The 15,096-nt window shown below is 45.9% G+C and carries 15 protein-coding genes, 1 pseudogene and 1 other annotated feature; of the genes and pseudogenes, 13 read left to right on the plus strand and 3 right to left on the minus strand.

The genetic code is table 11. The features are described 5' to 3' along the window. Position 1: 1 nt before the first annotated feature. Positions 2–901, minus strand: a complete 900-nt coding sequence (hisG, locus tag HGT73_RS05680; protein ID WP_214212691.1) for an ATP phosphoribosyltransferase — start codon at positions 899–901, stop codon at positions 2–4. Positions 902–959: 58 nt separating this feature from the next. Beyond that, positions 960–1,079 (minus strand) — a sequence feature (His leader region). A 206-nt stretch (positions 1,080–1,285) separates the two neighbouring features. On the opposite strand from hisG, the gene HGT73_RS05685 reads away from it, so the two are divergent. The 4 genes from HGT73_RS05685 to HGT73_RS05700 all read left to right on the plus strand — a co-directional run bounded on the left by HGT73_RS05685 (position 1,286) and on the right by HGT73_RS05700 (position 4,227). Beyond that, on the plus strand, positions 1,286–2,116 hold the full coding sequence (locus tag HGT73_RS05685) for an SDR family oxidoreductase (protein WP_214212692.1): 831 nt from the start codon (positions 1,286–1,288) through the stop codon (positions 2,114–2,116). Between the two features lie 238 nt (positions 2,117–2,354). Next, a complete protein-coding gene (locus HGT73_RS05690) occupies positions 2,355–2,528 on the plus strand; it encodes a hypothetical protein (protein WP_214212693.1) in 174 nt (57 codons plus the stop codon). Then, complete coding sequence (locus HGT73_RS05695; protein WP_214212694.1) at positions 2,518–3,876, plus strand: APC family permease; 1,359 nt, start codon at positions 2,518–2,520, stop codon at positions 3,874–3,876. The genes HGT73_RS05690 and HGT73_RS05695 overlap by 11 nt, the downstream gene beginning before the upstream one ends. Positions 3,877–3,999: 123 nt before the next feature. Beyond that, positions 4,000–4,227: a YgdI/YgdR family lipoprotein gene (locus tag HGT73_RS05700; RefSeq protein WP_214212695.1), complete on the plus strand. Its 228-nt coding sequence runs from the start codon at positions 4,000–4,002 to the stop codon at positions 4,225–4,227. A 102-nt stretch (positions 4,228–4,329) separates the two neighbouring features. Here HGT73_RS05700 and sbcB read toward each other — a convergent pair whose 3' ends face one another. Continuing rightward, a complete protein-coding gene (sbcB, locus tag HGT73_RS05705) occupies positions 4,330–5,760 on the minus strand; it encodes an exodeoxyribonuclease I (RefSeq protein WP_214212696.1) in 1,431 nt (476 codons plus the stop codon). 293 nt (positions 5,761–6,053) lie between these two features. Between sbcB and HGT73_RS14985 the strand changes: the two are divergent. From HGT73_RS14985 to argE, 9 genes and pseudogenes are all read left to right on the plus strand, one after another. Next, a pseudogene (locus tag HGT73_RS14985) lies at positions 6,054–6,188 on the plus strand (integrase); the annotation flags it as partial. 512 nt (positions 6,189–6,700) lie between these two features. Continuing rightward, entirely contained in the window at positions 6,701–7,048 is a 348-nt protein-coding gene (locus tag HGT73_RS05710; protein WP_214212697.1) for a hypothetical protein, read from the plus strand. A gap of 493 nt (positions 7,049–7,541) precedes the next feature. Next, positions 7,542–8,711, plus strand: a complete 1,170-nt coding sequence (gene dacD / locus HGT73_RS05715) for a serine-type D-Ala-D-Ala carboxypeptidase DacD (protein ID WP_214212698.1) — start codon at positions 7,542–7,544, stop codon at positions 8,709–8,711. Positions 8,712–8,848: 137 nt separating this feature from the next. Continuing rightward, positions 8,849–9,913 (plus strand): FUSC family protein, encoded by a 1,065-nt coding sequence (locus HGT73_RS05720; protein WP_214212699.1) that lies wholly within the window; start codon positions 8,849–8,851, stop codon positions 9,911–9,913. A gap of 60 nt (positions 9,914–9,973) precedes the next feature. Then, positions 9,974–10,303: a DUF496 family protein gene (locus HGT73_RS05725; protein ID WP_214212700.1), complete on the plus strand. Its 330-nt coding sequence runs from the start codon at positions 9,974–9,976 to the stop codon at positions 10,301–10,303. 235 nt (positions 10,304–10,538) lie between these two features. Beyond that, a complete protein-coding gene (locus HGT73_RS05730; RefSeq protein ID WP_214212701.1) occupies positions 10,539–11,798 on the plus strand; it encodes a flavin-containing monooxygenase in 1,260 nt (419 codons plus the stop codon). Positions 11,799–11,808: 10 nt separating this feature from the next. Next, a complete protein-coding gene (locus HGT73_RS05735; RefSeq protein ID WP_214212702.1) occupies positions 11,809–12,228 on the plus strand; it encodes a RidA family protein in 420 nt (139 codons plus the stop codon). 9 nt (positions 12,229–12,237) lie between these two features. After that, on the plus strand, positions 12,238–12,912 hold the full coding sequence (locus tag HGT73_RS05740; RefSeq protein ID WP_214212703.1) for a DUF1028 domain-containing protein: 675 nt from the start codon (positions 12,238–12,240) through the stop codon (positions 12,910–12,912). Next, positions 12,905–14,077, plus strand: coding sequence for an acetylornithine deacetylase (argE, locus tag HGT73_RS05745; RefSeq protein WP_244968467.1), 1,173 nt, complete (start codon positions 12,905–12,907; stop codon positions 14,075–14,077). The genes HGT73_RS05740 and argE overlap by 8 nt, the downstream gene beginning before the upstream one ends. On the opposite strand, the gene HGT73_RS05750 is transcribed toward argE, so the two are convergent. After that, entirely contained in the window at positions 14,058–14,969 is a 912-nt protein-coding gene (locus HGT73_RS05750; RefSeq protein WP_214212705.1) for a LysR family transcriptional regulator, read from the minus strand. The genes argE and HGT73_RS05750 overlap by 20 nt on opposite strands. Positions 14,970–15,096: the final 127 nt, after the last annotated feature.

Here is a 15,096-nt window from a genome sequence, read left to right on the forward strand (position 1 = left end):
ATTACTCCATCATTTTCTCAATCGGTAAGACTAAGATGGAACTGGCGCCCAGGGCTTTGAGCTTCTCCATCGTTTCCCAGAACAGGGTTTCACTGCTGACCATATGCAGAGCAAGACGTGACTGATCGCCAGCGAGGGGGAGTACAGTTGGGCGTTCTGCACCAGGTAACAGGTCGATCACTTGTTCAAGTTTATCGCTGGGTGCATGCATCATAATGTATTTTGATTCACGGGCTTGAATAACCCCTTGAATACGTGTCATCAAGCGATTGACCAAGGCTTGTTTATCGGCCTCTAACTCTCCGGCACGTTGAATCAGGACTGCTTTTGAACGATAAATAACATCCACTTCGCGCAGACCATTCGCTTCGAGTGTGGCACCGGTAGAAACCAGATCACAAATAGCATCACTTAATCCGGCACGAGGTGCGACTTCGACCGAACCGTTTAATAGGCAAGATTTGAAGGTTAGGCCCTGAGAATCAAAGTATTTTTTTAATAAGTGAGGATAGGAGGTCGCAATACGTTTACCGTCTAAGCACTCAGGTCCGGTGTACGCGCTATCTGCCGGCATTGCCAGTGAGAGGCGACATCCGCCAAAGTCCAAACGACGTAGGATGCTAAGCTGTGGGTCTTCTCCCTGCGCCCGGCGAGTCAACACTTCCTCTTCTAAAACGTTTTCACCGATGATACCTAAATCAACGACGCCATCCATCACTAACCCGGGAATATCGTCATCACGCACACGTAAAATATCGATAGGCATGTTTTCAGCAAACGCGATGAGCCGCTGTTGCTGTAGGTTTATTTTGATACCGCAGCGGCTCAGTAGTTCGCGGGACTCATCGCTCAAGCGACCTGATTTCTGCATTGCAATACGTAAACGCGTGTTATCCAACATTACACCAATCCTCGTTATTTATTTTTCTGTCTGTCACTAATTTTAATTATTACGGGCATTAAAAAAGCCCTCGGAAGAGCGATCTTCCGAGGGCTTTTTACGTTCAAACCAGTGGAAGACCTGTATGTCTTCCAGCCGCCATCGCCTGAAAGACTAGTCAGGGTGATGATGGTGATGATGGCGGGTTTGAACAAAATTCATAATGTTTAATCCAGTTTTGGAAAAAAGTAATGTTATTTAACCTAGCGGAGTTAATAAGCCTTGGCAACCATTTTTTTATCATCATAAGATAATTTTATTTACGATAAACTCAGATAAGTTTACTGGTGGTGTAAGGGGACTCCCGCTAACCTTGAACCACGACTTTTAAAGGCGAAGACTGCAATGAAAAAAATAGCAATTATTGGTTTAGGCTGGTTAGGCATGCCGTTAGCGCTTGCGCTCAGTCAACGTGGCAATGAGGTGCAAGGCTCAAAAACCTCTGATGATGGCATTCTTGCGGCTCAGCGATGTGGTATTTCTGCGGTAAAGTTAGTGATGACACCCGATATTGACTGTGATGCTGAAGAGTTAGCGCAGCTGATGTCTGTTGAAACACTGATCATTACGCTGCCGGCATCTCGCAGTAGCGAAGGCGGTGAACACTATGTGCATTCAGTGCAAAACCTCGTAGATACGGCTATCGCCTATGGCGTGAAACGCGTTATTTTTACCAGCTCGACCTCAGTTTATGGAGAACAAGAGGGGGAGGTGGTCGAAGCCAGCCCGCTACTCCCGGTAACGCCTGCTGGAAAACGCTTGGTGGCGTTGGAGCAATGGCTTCATCAACTTCCTGGTATTGATGTTGATATCCTCCGGCTTTCTGGATTGGTAGGTCCAGACCGACATCCGGGGCGTTTTTTGGCTGGTAGGACAGGGCTAAAAAATGGTCACCATCCAGTTAATTTAGTGCATCTTGACGATGTGGTTGACGCAATAACATTACTGCTCGATACCCCAGTATCCGGCGCGACGTATAATTTATCTGCGACATTACACCCAAGACGTGATGAGTTTTATCCTTGCGTCGCAAAACAGTTGGGTCTTATTCCACCGACCTTTGAACCGATCGATACGCATGCGCCGTCAGGAAAGTGCGTGAATGGTCAGGCGATTTGCCGTACCTTGGGTTTTCAGTATCGCTATGCCGATCCTTTTACCATGCCGGTCGGCTGAAGAGTTCAGTAGGGGTGAGAAAAATCTGAGCTTTTAGTTAGAAGGGCTTGTTTTGACAGCAAGATTTAGGCACAATGCGCGGCTTGCAAAATTCGAGATAACCGACGTAAACAGTTTTTATTAACCGTGCGTCGGTTATTTTTTTGCAGTAAAACTCACTTATAGTGTTTTATTATTGGTCGACTTATGTCGACTAAATAACCCTTTCACGCATAAGCGTATGTTTAGAGGAAAAGTAATGGGGCCATCAACTATTATGCAAGTGGCGGCAGCTGCTCGCTTTCGCGATGACTACGGCGCTAACGCTGTTTTACCAGTTATCTATGCCACTCCTTACCTCCGTTCTCGGAGTTTCCCTGTAGTGCAGTCCATCGAGATTGCGACTGTAGGGGGGCAACATCATGCAAACTAACGCATCCTCAGCACAATCACGTGCCAGCTTAAAGAAAACACTTACTCTCTTCCCGGTCGTGATGATTGGCTTAGCTTATATGCAGCCAATGACTTTATTCGATACGTTCGGCATTGTTACGAATTTAACGGGTGGGCATGTTGCCACGGCGTATGCCTTCGCCCTGATAGCGATTCTGTTTACTGCGTTGAGTTATGGAAAACTGGTTCATCGTTTTCCATCAGCGGGTTCCGCGTATACTTACGCACAGAAGTCGATCTGCCCCCATGTAGGATTTATGGTGGGATGGTCTTCGCTCCTTGATTATCTTTTTATGCCGATGATCAATATATTGCTGGCTAAAAGCTATTTTGAGTCGTTAATTCCAGGGATCCCTTCATGGATTTTCGTCGTCTTATTAGTCGGCTTTATGACAATTACCAACCTAAAAGGTATCCGTACTGTTGCTAACTTCAATGGCCTTATCGTTGTATTACAGATACTGGTGATGTTAGCGATTGTAGGAATGGTAATTTACGGTGTCGCTCATGGGACAGGTGAAGGGACATTGGTGAGTAGTAAGCCATTCTGGACTGAGAATTCACAAGTTGTACCGATGATTACTGGGGCAACCATACTCTGTTTCTCGTTCTTGGGCTTTGATGGCATTAGTTCGTTATCTGAAGAGACAGTGGATGCGAAACGTGTGATCCCAAAAGCAATTTTCCTTACCGCATTAATTGGTGGATTATTGTTTATTGCCGTGTCTTACTTCTTACAGCTCTATTTCCCAGATGTGAGCCACTTTAAAGATCCAGACTCTTCACAACCTGAGATTATGCTGTATGTGGCAGGTAAAACCTTCCAGTTCGGTATCTTAATTTTCTCTTGTGTAACGGTATTGGCTTCAGGGATGGCAGCTCATGCGGGCGTTTCTCGTCTGATGTATGTAATGGGGCGTGACGGTGTATTCCCGAAACGTTTCTTTGGCTATATTAGTCCGAAATTCCACACGCCGGTCTTCAACGTGCTATTAGTTGGTGCTATCGCATTATTAGCAATTAACTTTGATTTAGTGACAGCAACGGCACTCATTAACTTTGGTGCATTAGTCGCTTTCACCTTTGTTAATCTCTCAGTGATTTCGCAATATTGGATCCGTGAGAAACTGCGTCGCACATTGAAGGATAATATCCGTTTTCTAATTTTACCTTTATGTGGGGCACTGACTGTGGGTGCACTATGGATAAATTTAGAGAGGAGTTCAATGGTATTAGGACTGATTTGGGCAGCAATTGGTATTGCTTATTTAGCCTTTGTGACTAAGGGGTTCCGTTTAGCGGTACCACAGTATCACGACGAAATCTAACTCCCCAATCAAGACTGAAAAACCGATTTCTGTGAAGTCGGTTTTTTTTTTGCATTCAGCAAACTTCCAAAAAGTGTCTATACTCAAAGGGAAAAATTAATTACATATTTCAAGGAGTGTCATATGAAGAAGTTAATTATCCCTGCTGTCGCAATGATCGCTGTTTGTGCATTATCCGGCTGTACACGTACCAGTTATGCAATCCATACTGTTGATGGCCGCACAATTATTAGTGATGGTAAGCCTAAACAAACGGATGCAGGCTTAGTCGGCTATACCGATGCGAACGGCATCAAGCAACAAATTAATAAAAGCGAAGTTAAAGTGGTCACCGAGATCCCAAATAGCTAATTATCTCGCTTTTATCGTGCCGAATAATGACCCCCGCATTATATGCGGGGGTTGTTTTTTATACGGCGATGAGATTTACCCAGTAAAAGATATCTCTAATTTTTAGCTTAATAGATATTGTGCGTAATGCGCGAGATATTGTAACAATGCGAGCTTCTCGGCATTATCGCTATATTGTTGTGCCAGATTGTCGAGCTCAGCAAAATAGTGGCTTACTTTTTCTGGCGAAAGCTGTTGGCGGCGATGCGCCAACCATCGTTGCATTTCAGCCTCATCCAAGGTGCCGGGATAATTCCGCGCACGGAAACGAAATAGCAGTTCAGTGATCCGCTTATCGCTCCAAGTAAGATCGATGGCCGGTAAATGCTGAGGGTGAGTACGACGGATGACGTCCAAAGTATGTTTATCGGCGGCGGAGAAAAAACCGTCATAAAGTTGAGCGTCCACGTTATCTGTCGCAGGAAAGGGCGATTGCTCTGCAAAGAGCGCAACGACTTTCTCTCTCACTTCAGCATGTTGACGCAATATTGCTAAATTCTTCAAGCAATGTTCTCGGTCAATATTCAGTCGTTGCGCGTCTTCCGGCCGTAATACATTGGCAGGTGCAAGCACGGGACATTTATTGATATGGACGAGTTTTAATGGAATAACGGCGTTATCCCCACGCTGCTCTTTGCTTTGATACAGTCTCTCGCGTAATTCATCACTTGTTTCGTGCAGTAGAGGTGTAATATCACCGGCTAAGTCAACGGTAATCAGGGCATTTTTATTATCAGGATGCCACGCTAAAGGAACGATCCAACTGGTATTACCACGCGCCGCGCCAAACATACCTGATACATGCACAAGGGGTTTCATTTGTGGAATATCAATCAAGGTATTCAGGCGATGCTTATTACGATGTGTATAGAGAAAATCGAATAATTTGGGCTGTTTCTCTTTGACCAGCTTCGCCATCGCGATGGTGGCATAGACGTCAGACATTGCGTCATGCGCTTGTGTATGGCTTATACCATTAGCTTTAGTGAGATGCTCAAGTTTAAAACTGGTAAATCCTTGCTCGTTTTCTGGCCAGACAATACCTTCCGGTCTTAATGCATAACAGGCTCGCATCACATCTAATAAATCCCAGCGAGAATTACCTTCTTGCCAACTCCATCCGTAAGGATCGTAGAAGTTACGGTAAAAGAGGTTACGACTAACTTCGTCATCAAAACGAATATTATTATATCCAATGATACAGGTTTGGGGTGCGCTGAATAGCTGGTGGATTCGTTGGGTAAATTCGGCTTCATTGAGCCCTTTTTTTTGTGCTTCTTGCGGCGTGATATGCGTAATCATTACCGCTTCTGGTTGCGGTAGATAGTCGTCCGCTAATTTACAGTAGAAAACTTCTGGCTCACCGATCAGGTTAAAGTCGGTATCGGTACGCACTCCCGCAAACTGTGCAGGGCGGTCTAGTGCCGGGTGTTTGCCAAACGTTTCATAATCATGGAAGAGGAAGGTAGGCTGTACTGTATCGTTGTTTTTCATACATTATCGTCACTATTAATGGTTCATTGTACAGTTAAATCAATCAGTTAAATTCTTGGTCTGTGGCTTTCCGTACACCTTTGTGGCTTTTTGTAGATTGTAATCCAGCTTTGTAGATGCCATGTTGCGTACACATTGGGTACATAATTTTATGAGTGCATACATAATATAAAAATAGCAATCAGCGACGATAAACTTAGACAACTTCTCGGCAAGTCTTATACGGGGCTGGCAGAATTAACTGATGCCGAAGGTCTTGGTGCGAGAGTCACTCCAAAGAAAGTTATTATCTTCAACACAAATATCGATGGGAAGGTTCAGCTCAGCGCATTTCTTTGGGTCGCTACCCATCGATATCACTTCAAAAGGCGCGAAACATAGTAGCAGATTTTAGGGGGCTTTACTTCGCTAGTATTCTAGCTGGCTGAATAGCAACGAGGTTATGAGTTAGCTTTTTTATTAAAAACCAAAGCACTAGGAAAACTGTGCAGCGACTTTGAATCTGTGCAAAGAAGTGAACACTGATAAAGCCGCTCATCCAATCACTCGCAATGAAGTTGTCACTATCGTGGGGAGCAATCAGAGCGATCCTAACGCCTCTACAGGATAAATGCTTTAACTTGCAGTATAAAAAAACCGGATTTTGTCGGCGGCTCTGGTACTGGAAAAAGAGAAACTTTGGCAGTGAATATATTTCTTGACCCAATAAACAACAAAATAAACGAACGTCATTGAGTAAAAAATAACGCTTGGCTCCTTTTTATGTATCGATAAAACGTAATATTGTCGCTAAAGTTAGCCTAGCGAGGGTCTTGATGTGCTCTTATTAAAAGTGAATATTGAAATCGCCACTGAGCAGCATTACTGTTCTGATAGGCTTATGGTACACATCGCTAAGCAATAAAATCACAGAAGAAACATATCCTTTGGAGAGTAGCTAATGGTTCACGTATACCGAATTGCAGTGAGCGAATACCCAGAAATAAAAAAAGAAGAACTTAAGCAGTTGATTAAAGCGCACAGCGCAATCTTTAAGGGTTATTGTCTTTCGTATTTTGATGGAGACGTCCGATACAGTTACTTTGGTGATTCGTTAGAGATTAAAGACATTCACTTTGATACTGAGGGGGGACGTTTATCCTTTACTGTTGCAATTGGCTATTATGATGCATGTAAGGATAAAAATACCTTGGACGATCCAATTTTCAATGTGCAGTTTCGCTTCGATAAAGCCACTAGCGCCATTATTTTCGAGCTAGAGGAAAGTCTGTGGCATGAAAATAATTAATGCTCTACAGAGAATGTTACCGTAGAAACTTATCTCCCTTACGGTCTTTTTGAGCGTTAGGGTTGCAACTTTTTTGGGTAAAAAGTGAGTTTCAAGCGCTCTGCGGTTGAGTGACGTAGGATAAGCACATGACTGGCCGCAGAAATCTCTTAGACAGCGGTAGAATAAAAACAGTAAGTAATTAATAACAGTACGGCTACTTATGCCGAGAATACGCGCTATTTACTGCTGCTCTACTTAATCCTATCGATGGGTTAAAGAGGGGGGGACAGCCTATCGACCACAGGTTAAGGGTATGTGTCGATGAATAAAGAAAAGGTTAACGATCTACCGTTGTGTGACCGCTAAACCTGCGATAATGCGGTTGCTGGAGGCGGGTTTTAGACGCTGGATAAGAAATTTCACAAATTCTCACAATTAACAGGTGATCGATAACTCAAAATGCCGTAAAAAGGCCAGCTATTCAAATATGTGATGAGATCAGAGGATTATTTTGAAAAGGCGCGCCACTCTCGTTGTAACTTCGCTTGTATTTTGTGCATCCCATGCTTTCGCTCAAGATGATGCATTACCCTTTTCATTAGCGCCACCTACCATTGATGCAGCCTCATGGGTCTTAATGGATGCTAAAACCGGGCAAATTCTTACCTCAGGTAACCCCGATGAGCAGCGTAACCCGGCAAGTCTGACAAAACTGATGACCGGATATGTGGTTGACCGTGCGATTGACCAAAAACGAATCACTCGTGATGATAAAGTGACGGTAGGGCAAGATGCATGGGGTGCAGGAAACCCATCGTTCAAAGGGTCTTCTTTAATGTTTCTAAAGCCCGGTGACGTACTGACGGTACGAGATTTAAGTCGTGGCGTTATCATTGACTCCGGTAATGATGCCTGTGTGGCACTGGCTGATTATGTCGCAGGCAGTCAGGAAAACTTTGTCGGTTTAATGAATCAATATGTAGAAAAATTAGGGCTTAAGAATACGCATTTTGAAACCGTACATGGCCTTGACGCACCGGGGCAGCACTCGACCGCTCGGGACTTGGCGATTTTATCCAGAGCTATCATCGACGGCGAGCCTGATTTCTATCAGATGTACAGTGAAAAAACATTAAGCTGGAACGGCATCACACAAAATAACCGTAATGGTTTACTTTGGGATAATAGCTTACATGTCGATGGTCTCAAAACCGGACATACCGAAACCGCAGGTTATAACATAATCGCCTCTAATGTCGTGGGTAATCACCGCTTAATCGCCGTGATTATGGGCGGCAAAAGCTCAAAAGGACGTGAAGAGCAAGCGCGTAAATTATTGGTATGGGGACAGAATAACTTTGATACCGTTCAATTGTTCCATGCAGGACGTGCGCTAGGCAATGAGACGGTTTGGTACGGCAGTCCGCACACTGTGGCAGTCGGCAGCGATAAAGACCTTTATCTTTCATTACCCAAAAATGAAATTAACAATGTAAAGGCGAAGTACGTCATCGATAATAAAGAATTAGTTGCCCCGCTTGCAGCTAACCAAAAAATCGGTGAAATCCAAGTGGTGGATAAAGATCAACTGCTGGCGAGTTATCCGCTAGTAGCCCTGCAACAGGTTGAAGAAGCAGGCATTTTTACCCGCGCGATCGACTATATTAAACGTAAATTTTAGTGATAAAAGCCTTGTCACAGTCACTGTCGTCAGATTAACGGCAGTCAGTGACGAGGCTTTTTTACTTTAATGGTTAAAAAAACATTCCAGTCAGGGTACACTCGCTATTCTCTAAACCTTGACTCTTAGCGTTTGCCGTGAAAACCGATAAACCCCTCTCAAAACTTGAATATTGGCTCTATCAACACTACCGCTGGGTACATGGTGTCCGGATAGCGATTGCGTTTTTAGCTTCCTTTATGCTGATCCGTATCTTAAATATTCCTGAAGGAAGCTGGCCGCTAATTACGTTAGTGGTGGTGATTGGCCCTATCTCTACATGGGGCAATGTATTCCCCCGTGCAATTCAGCGAATCATCGGTACGGTGATTGGATCGATATCAGGTTTGATCGCTCTCAAACTTGAGATGTATTCATTACCCCTGATGATTACTTGGTGTGGTATTGTCATGTTCGGGTGCGGCTATCTGACATTAGGTAAACGCCCGTATATGGCGTTGTTAATTGGTATCACCCTCGGCGTGGTAGTTGGCGCTCCGGCAGGGGACTTTTTAACGGCGATATGGCGGGGCGGCGATGTGGTTTTCGGGTGTCTCCTGTCCATCTTTTTTACCGGTATTTTTACCCAACGAGCTTATGTTTTCTGGCGATTACGGTTGGCTGATGCGCTAAGGAATAGTCGTATTATTTATCACTCCGGCTTGTCGTCTAATTTATTAGAGAAACCGCGTTTAAATAAACCACTACAGGAACTGCTGACCTCGTTAATAAAAATGCGTAGTTTATTGGAGCCGGCCTGTAAGGAGACGCGTATTCCACGCTCAGTATTTGAAGGGATACAAACGATCCAACGTAATATGGTTAATACGATGGAGATGCAAATTAATGCTTGGTGGTCATCACGAGAAAGCCATCTACTACTGTTAAATGCGCCAACACTCCGGCGCACACAAGCTACCACTGAACAGATGCTTGATGCCTTGGCTGATATGCTACGAAATGGGGTCAGTAATAGTGAACAGTTGGCCACAAGCAGTGCTGCCATGGATGAAATTACGGGGGAGCTGACGGCTCTCCTAGCACAAGCAGAACATGCCAAGGCTGAGCTTACGCCGGTTTATGGTTATGTATGGTTAAGTTTAGAACTGACAAAACAATTAGAAAGAATGCGAGAGCTTATCCGTTTAGCACTGCGTCGATAAGCGACGCTATTATCCGAGAAGTGTAACCCCTGCGTAGCAGGATTTAAAAAAGGTGTTGTCATGGAAAATGCAAAACAGTCATTCCAGGATGTACTTGAATTTGTGCGAATGTTTCGGCGTAAAAATAAATTGCAGCGGGAAATCACTGACAATGAGAAAAAAGTCCGTGATAACCAAAAACGTGTACTACTGCTTGATAACTTGAGTGAATACATTAAGCCAGGGATGAGCGTCGAGGCGATTCAAGAGATCATCGCGAGTATGCGTAGTGACTATGAAGACCGTGTTGATGAGTACATCATTAAAAATGCGGAACTCTCCAAAGAGCGTCGAGATATCTCAAAAAAGCTCAAAGTACTGGGCGAAAGTAAAGCTCACGAAAGCAAATAAATCGCTAAGGCCTGATGACTCAGGCCTTTTTTTATCCCTTTGAAACCTTAATGCTGACAGCTGCCTCTTATGATCTCAGCAAAGGGTATCCGCTCCGACATTGCCAACCCCATAGACTGTTTAGCGCGAGTCATAGTTATTTTATCGTTACGTCACAGTTTTATACTATTTTATTTAAGTGTAGCGCTTGCCTATTCTGCTTTTCTATCATCATGATAATTAAGAGGCTGGGATAATGACTGACGAACACATTGACACCATTATCATTGGTGCTGGACAAGCGGGGATTGCGATGAGTGAACATCTGACCGCAAAAGGGTTCTCTCACCGTGTTTTTGAAAAGAGTCGTATCGCAGAGGCCTGGCGCACGGGCCGATGGGACTCTTTAGTGGCCAACGGGCCGGCTTGGCACGACCGATTCCCCCATCGTGAGTTCCCCAATTATGCTGGCGATGAGTTTGTCGGTAAAGAAGATGTCGCCAACTATTTTTCAGACTATGTCGAACAATTTCAGCTACCGGTTGAATGTGGAGTCGAGGTTAAACGGGTCAGTAAAAAACCCCAGCAGCCGGGATTTTATGTTGAAACCTCCAAGGGTAACTTTCACGCCGATAATGTGGTTGTGGCAACAGGTCCCTTTCACCACCCGTTGATTCCGCCGATTGCGCCCGCTATCGACGGCATCCAACAAATCCACTCTGCGCACTACTTTAATCCTGAGCAGCTCGCACCGGGTGCAGTGCTAGTGGTTGGCGCGGGATCGTCTGGAGTGCAAATTGCTGATGAAATTCAACGTTCTGGACGTGATGTCTATCTATCAGTTGGCCCTCATGATCGCCCACCAAGAAGTTACCGAGGACGTGATTTTTGCTGGTGGTTAGGCGTACTAGGGTTATGGGATGCGACAGAGCATGCACCGGGAAAAAGCCATGTGACCATCGCCGTCAGTGGCGCACGCGGTGGGGAAACCATCGATTTTAGACGTCTGGCTAAACAAGGGATCACTTTAACAGGCATGACCGACCACTTTGCGGGTGAGGTGGTGCACTTTAAGCCTGATTTACTCGATAACATTCGCGCAGGCGATGAAAGTTATCTAGCCTTGTTAGATGCCGCCGATGCATGGATTGAAAGTAATGGCGCTGATTTACCGGAAGAGCCGACGGCTCGTCAGTTTGTAGAAAATGCTCACTGCCTTACGCAGCCATTGACTGACCTTGACCTGCGCGCTGCGGGAGTCACGACGATTATCTGGGCCACCGGCTATAGTACGGATTATCACTGGTTGGACATTGATGTTTTTGATGAGAAGGGAAAGCCGCGTCAGCAACGGGGCGTCTCAGCAGAACGCGGACTCTATTTCCTTGGATTACCGTGGCAGTCTCGCCGTGGCTCCTCTTTTATTTGGGGTGTGTGGCATGATGCTAACTATGTTGCTGATCAAATCGCGATTCACAAGAGTTATCTCGCCTATCCCACTATTTCGTTATCTTAAGGAGAGTCTCATGTCTCAGCCTACCCATACTCGTATTCGGATGTTTAATACGAAGGAAACGTATCCCAACCAAACCCTCGATAACGATCTGTGCCAAGCAGTTCGTGCGGGTAACACCATCTATGTCCGAGGCCAAGTGGGTACGGATTTTAGTGGTAAATTAGTTGGACTGGGGGATCCTGCGGCGCAAGCCGAGCAGGCGATGAAGAATGTCAAACAGTTACTGGAAGAGGCCGGTTCTGATCTGAGCCATATCGTTAAAACCACGACCTACATTACTGATCCACGCTTCCGCGAGCCGGTTTACCGTGAGGTCGGTAAGTGGTTAAAAGGGGTATTTCCTATTTCTACTGGCTTAGTGGTCAGCGGCTTGGCCCAACCTGAGTGGCTGATGGAGATCGATATTATCGCCGTTATTCCTGAAGCGTAAGGGAGAAGTATGACTATTTCAATCAGTGGATATTGCCCGAAAACCGGTCAGTTAGGTATTGCGATCAGCTCATCAAGTATTGCTGTCGGGCAGCGCTGTCCTTGGATCTTGTCCGGAGTCGGCGCCGTTTCATCGCAAAATGTGACACTTCCAGCATTAGGGCCCGCTATCCTACAGCAGATGCAACAGGGTAAATCGGCGGCGCAAGCATTGGCTGCCGTGATAGCGCAGGAGCCTTACCACGATTATCGGCAAGTGACTGTCATGGATAGCCAGGGAGAGAGCGCGGTATGGAGCGGTAACCGTACATTAGGTGTTTGGCAGGCGACAAAAGGTGAGTGCTGTATTGCGGCCGGCAATATGTTGGCCAATTTGCAAGTGACCGAGGTGGCGGTGAAGGCGTTTGAAAGCCATCAGGGAGAACTCAGTGAGCGACTGCTTCACGCCTTAGAAGCCGCACTTGCTGCGGGCGGCGAAGCGGGGCCTGTCCATTCTGCGGCCTTAAAAACCTATGCCGAACAGAGTTGGCCACTGGCCGATTTACGGGTTGATTGGGCGGACAATGATCCGGTTGTTGAATTGCGACAGTTATGGCAACGTTGGCAGCCGCAGCAACAAGATTACCTGACTCGTGCGCTTGATCCGCGCCTAGCCCCCAGCTATGGAGTACCCGGTAATGAATAGTTTGCACTCTCGTACTGTCGAACTATTAGGCTCTCTTATCGAATTTGATACCACCAGCCGCGAAAGTAATCTGCATTTGATTAATTTTGTGCGCGATTACTTAGTGGCGAAAGGGGTAAGCTGTGAGCTGATTTTTAATCAGGAAAAGAGTAAAGCGAATCTACTCGCGACCCTCGGCCCGCAGGTTGAGGGGGGTATTATGCTGTCGGGACATACGGATGTGGTACCGGTGACCGGACAGCAGTGGCACTATCCGCCGTTTCAATTAACCAGTGAGCAGGGGCGTCATTACGGACGAGGAACGGCAGATATGAAGGGCTTTATCGCCTGTATGCTTGCCCTGGTTGCCCAGGTCGATCAAGCAAGACTGCAACGGCCACTCTGGTTAGCCTTGAGTTACGATGAAGAAGTCGGTTGCTTAGGGGTGCACGGTTTACTTGATGAGCTGGCTCAGCGCCCAGTAAAACCTGAACTCTGTCTGGTGGGCGAGCCGACCTCCATGCAGCCGGTGAACGGACATAAAGGGAAAGTAGCGTTACGCTGTCAAATCGTAGGTCATGAGTGTCATTCCGCCTATACACCCCAAGGGGTTAATGCCATCAATTATGCCGCACAACTGATTCACTTTATTTTAAAGCGCGATGAACGTCTGGCCGAAGAGGTTAACCCTGCTTTTGACCCGCCCTTTAGTACACTGCATATTGGTACTATTACGGGGGGTGGGGCATTAAATATTGTGCCAAACCATTGCCAGTTCGATATGGAATTGCGTTATCTGCCGCAGCATTCTCCCGATACTGTCATTGATGACATTAAAGCCTATGCAAATCACACGCTCGTGCCACAGATGCAACAGCGATTCTCGGGCAGTGCCATTGCTTTCAACACCTTAGCGGCTTATCCCGCACTCTATGTTGCTCAAAGTGAGCCTTGGGTACAACGGCTGCTGAAGTGGACGCAGCAGACAGCGACCACAACAGTCGCTTTTGGCACAGAAGCGGGACTGTTTCATCAACAAGGGATCACGACAGTGGTGTGCGGGCCTGGCAGTATGGCACAAGGTCATAAGCCAGACGAATACATTGAAGATGCGCAGATTGAACAGTGCTTACAGTTGTTGGTGAAGATGGTCGAGACGTTGTACGTTACTGCACAGACGGAGTAAGTTGCTCAACACAGTATTGCTTAAATAGCTCAGCAGGCGTGGTCAGTGGATTACGCTTGAGCCATGCCGCCACTAATCCTGAGCCCTCGACCACATCTTTTAGACGTATCGTCACCAGTTTTTGTCCGTCATAGGTGGTGTCGCCATGGGGTCGTGTGACTAAGAAGGCAAAGCCAAAGCCTTGACCGACCATCCCTCTGACCATCTCAATGGACGGCGAACTGAATACGATGTTTGGCACGAGTCCAGCCTGGGTGAATAAGCTGACGAAATAATGGCGACTGGGTAACACATCCAGCAAGATCATCGGCAGTTCTGCCAGTGCTTTTAAACTGACCGTATCGTGTTTGGCAAGAGGATGATCAGCCGGTAATAGCACATAAGGAGCTTGTGGCGCTAATAGTGCAGTGGTGTCGATCGTTGCGTCAAGTTGGTGCTGATAAAGTAGGACGAGATCGTAATTCCCCGCAATTAATCCCTTCACCAACTCATGTTGTTCGCCATCGCGAACGGTAATTTCAACACCAGGATAGAGTGCTTTGAAGCCCCGGAGGAGTTTTGGCAGGATAAGAGGCGCGACCGTTTCAAAACAGCCAATCTCAATTTTACCCGAAACGATATTATTATCGGCGAGGGCGTTTTGTTCAAATTCGTGCGCGGTTCTGATCAATTTTAGTGCTTTGTGATAAAACCTTGCACCACTCGGTGTCAGCGTAACGCCTTGGGCATGGTGGCGAATAAATAAAGTCACCCCAAAACTCTCCTCCAAACCTTTAATCGCTGTCGAAATAGAGGGCTGCGCGATAAATAATTGACGCGATGCTTCAGCAACACTGCCACATTCTACGGTCGTCACAAAATACTTTAGCTGACGTAATGTGAAATTTGCCATTGATTTACCCCGATAATAAGTTCTCCTGCTAATAAAATCATGTAACCATAGTTTTTTTATCTTTTGAATGAATAAATTTAATAATTTACCTTATCAGTCTCTGGTCTGAAGATTGCAGAACTCTCTC

Origin of the sequence: Rosenbergiella australiborealis, assembly GCF_018494035.1 — a bacterium.
Taxonomy (GTDB): domain Bacteria; phylum Pseudomonadota; class Gammaproteobacteria; order Enterobacterales; family Enterobacteriaceae; genus Rosenbergiella; species Rosenbergiella australiborealis.

Bases quoted from the DNA above. Each gene is read 5' to 3' on its own strand.
- HGT73_RS05685 (WP_214212692.1), top strand. From the start codon at position 1,286: ATGAAAAAAATAGCAATTATTGGTTTAGGCTGGTTAGGCATGCCGTTA.
- HGT73_RS05730 (WP_214212701.1), top strand. From the start codon at position 10,539: ATGACTGACGAACACATTGACACCATTATCATTGGTGCTGGACAAGCG.
- HGT73_RS05710 (WP_214212697.1), top strand. From the start codon at position 6,701: ATGGTTCACGTATACCGAATTGCAGTGAGCGAATACCCAGAAATAAAA.
- HGT73_RS05725 (WP_214212700.1), top strand. From the start codon at position 9,974: ATGGAAAATGCAAAACAGTCATTCCAGGATGTACTTGAATTTGTGCGA.
- HGT73_RS05740 (WP_214212703.1), top strand. From the start codon at position 12,238: ATGACTATTTCAATCAGTGGATATTGCCCGAAAACCGGTCAGTTAGGT.
- HGT73_RS05735 (WP_214212702.1), top strand. From the start codon at position 11,809: ATGTCTCAGCCTACCCATACTCGTATTCGGATGTTTAATACGAAGGAA.
- HGT73_RS05700 (WP_214212695.1), top strand. From the start codon at position 4,000: ATGAAGAAGTTAATTATCCCTGCTGTCGCAATGATCGCTGTTTGTGCA.
- argE (WP_244968467.1), top strand. From the start codon at position 12,905: ATGAATAGTTTGCACTCTCGTACTGTCGAACTATTAGGCTCTCTTATC.
- HGT73_RS05695 (WP_214212694.1), top strand. From the start codon at position 2,518: ATGCAAACTAACGCATCCTCAGCACAATCACGTGCCAGCTTAAAGAAA.
- HGT73_RS05690 (WP_214212693.1), top strand. From the start codon at position 2,355: ATGGGGCCATCAACTATTATGCAAGTGGCGGCAGCTGCTCGCTTTCGC.
- HGT73_RS05750 (WP_214212705.1), bottom strand. From the start codon at position 14,969: ATGGCAAATTTCACATTACGTCAGCTAAAGTATTTTGTGACGACCGTA.
- sbcB (WP_214212696.1), bottom strand. From the start codon at position 5,760: ATGAAAAACAACGATACAGTACAGCCTACCTTCCTCTTCCATGATTAT.
- hisG (WP_214212691.1), bottom strand. From the start codon at position 901: ATGTTGGATAACACGCGTTTACGTATTGCAATGCAGAAATCAGGTCGC.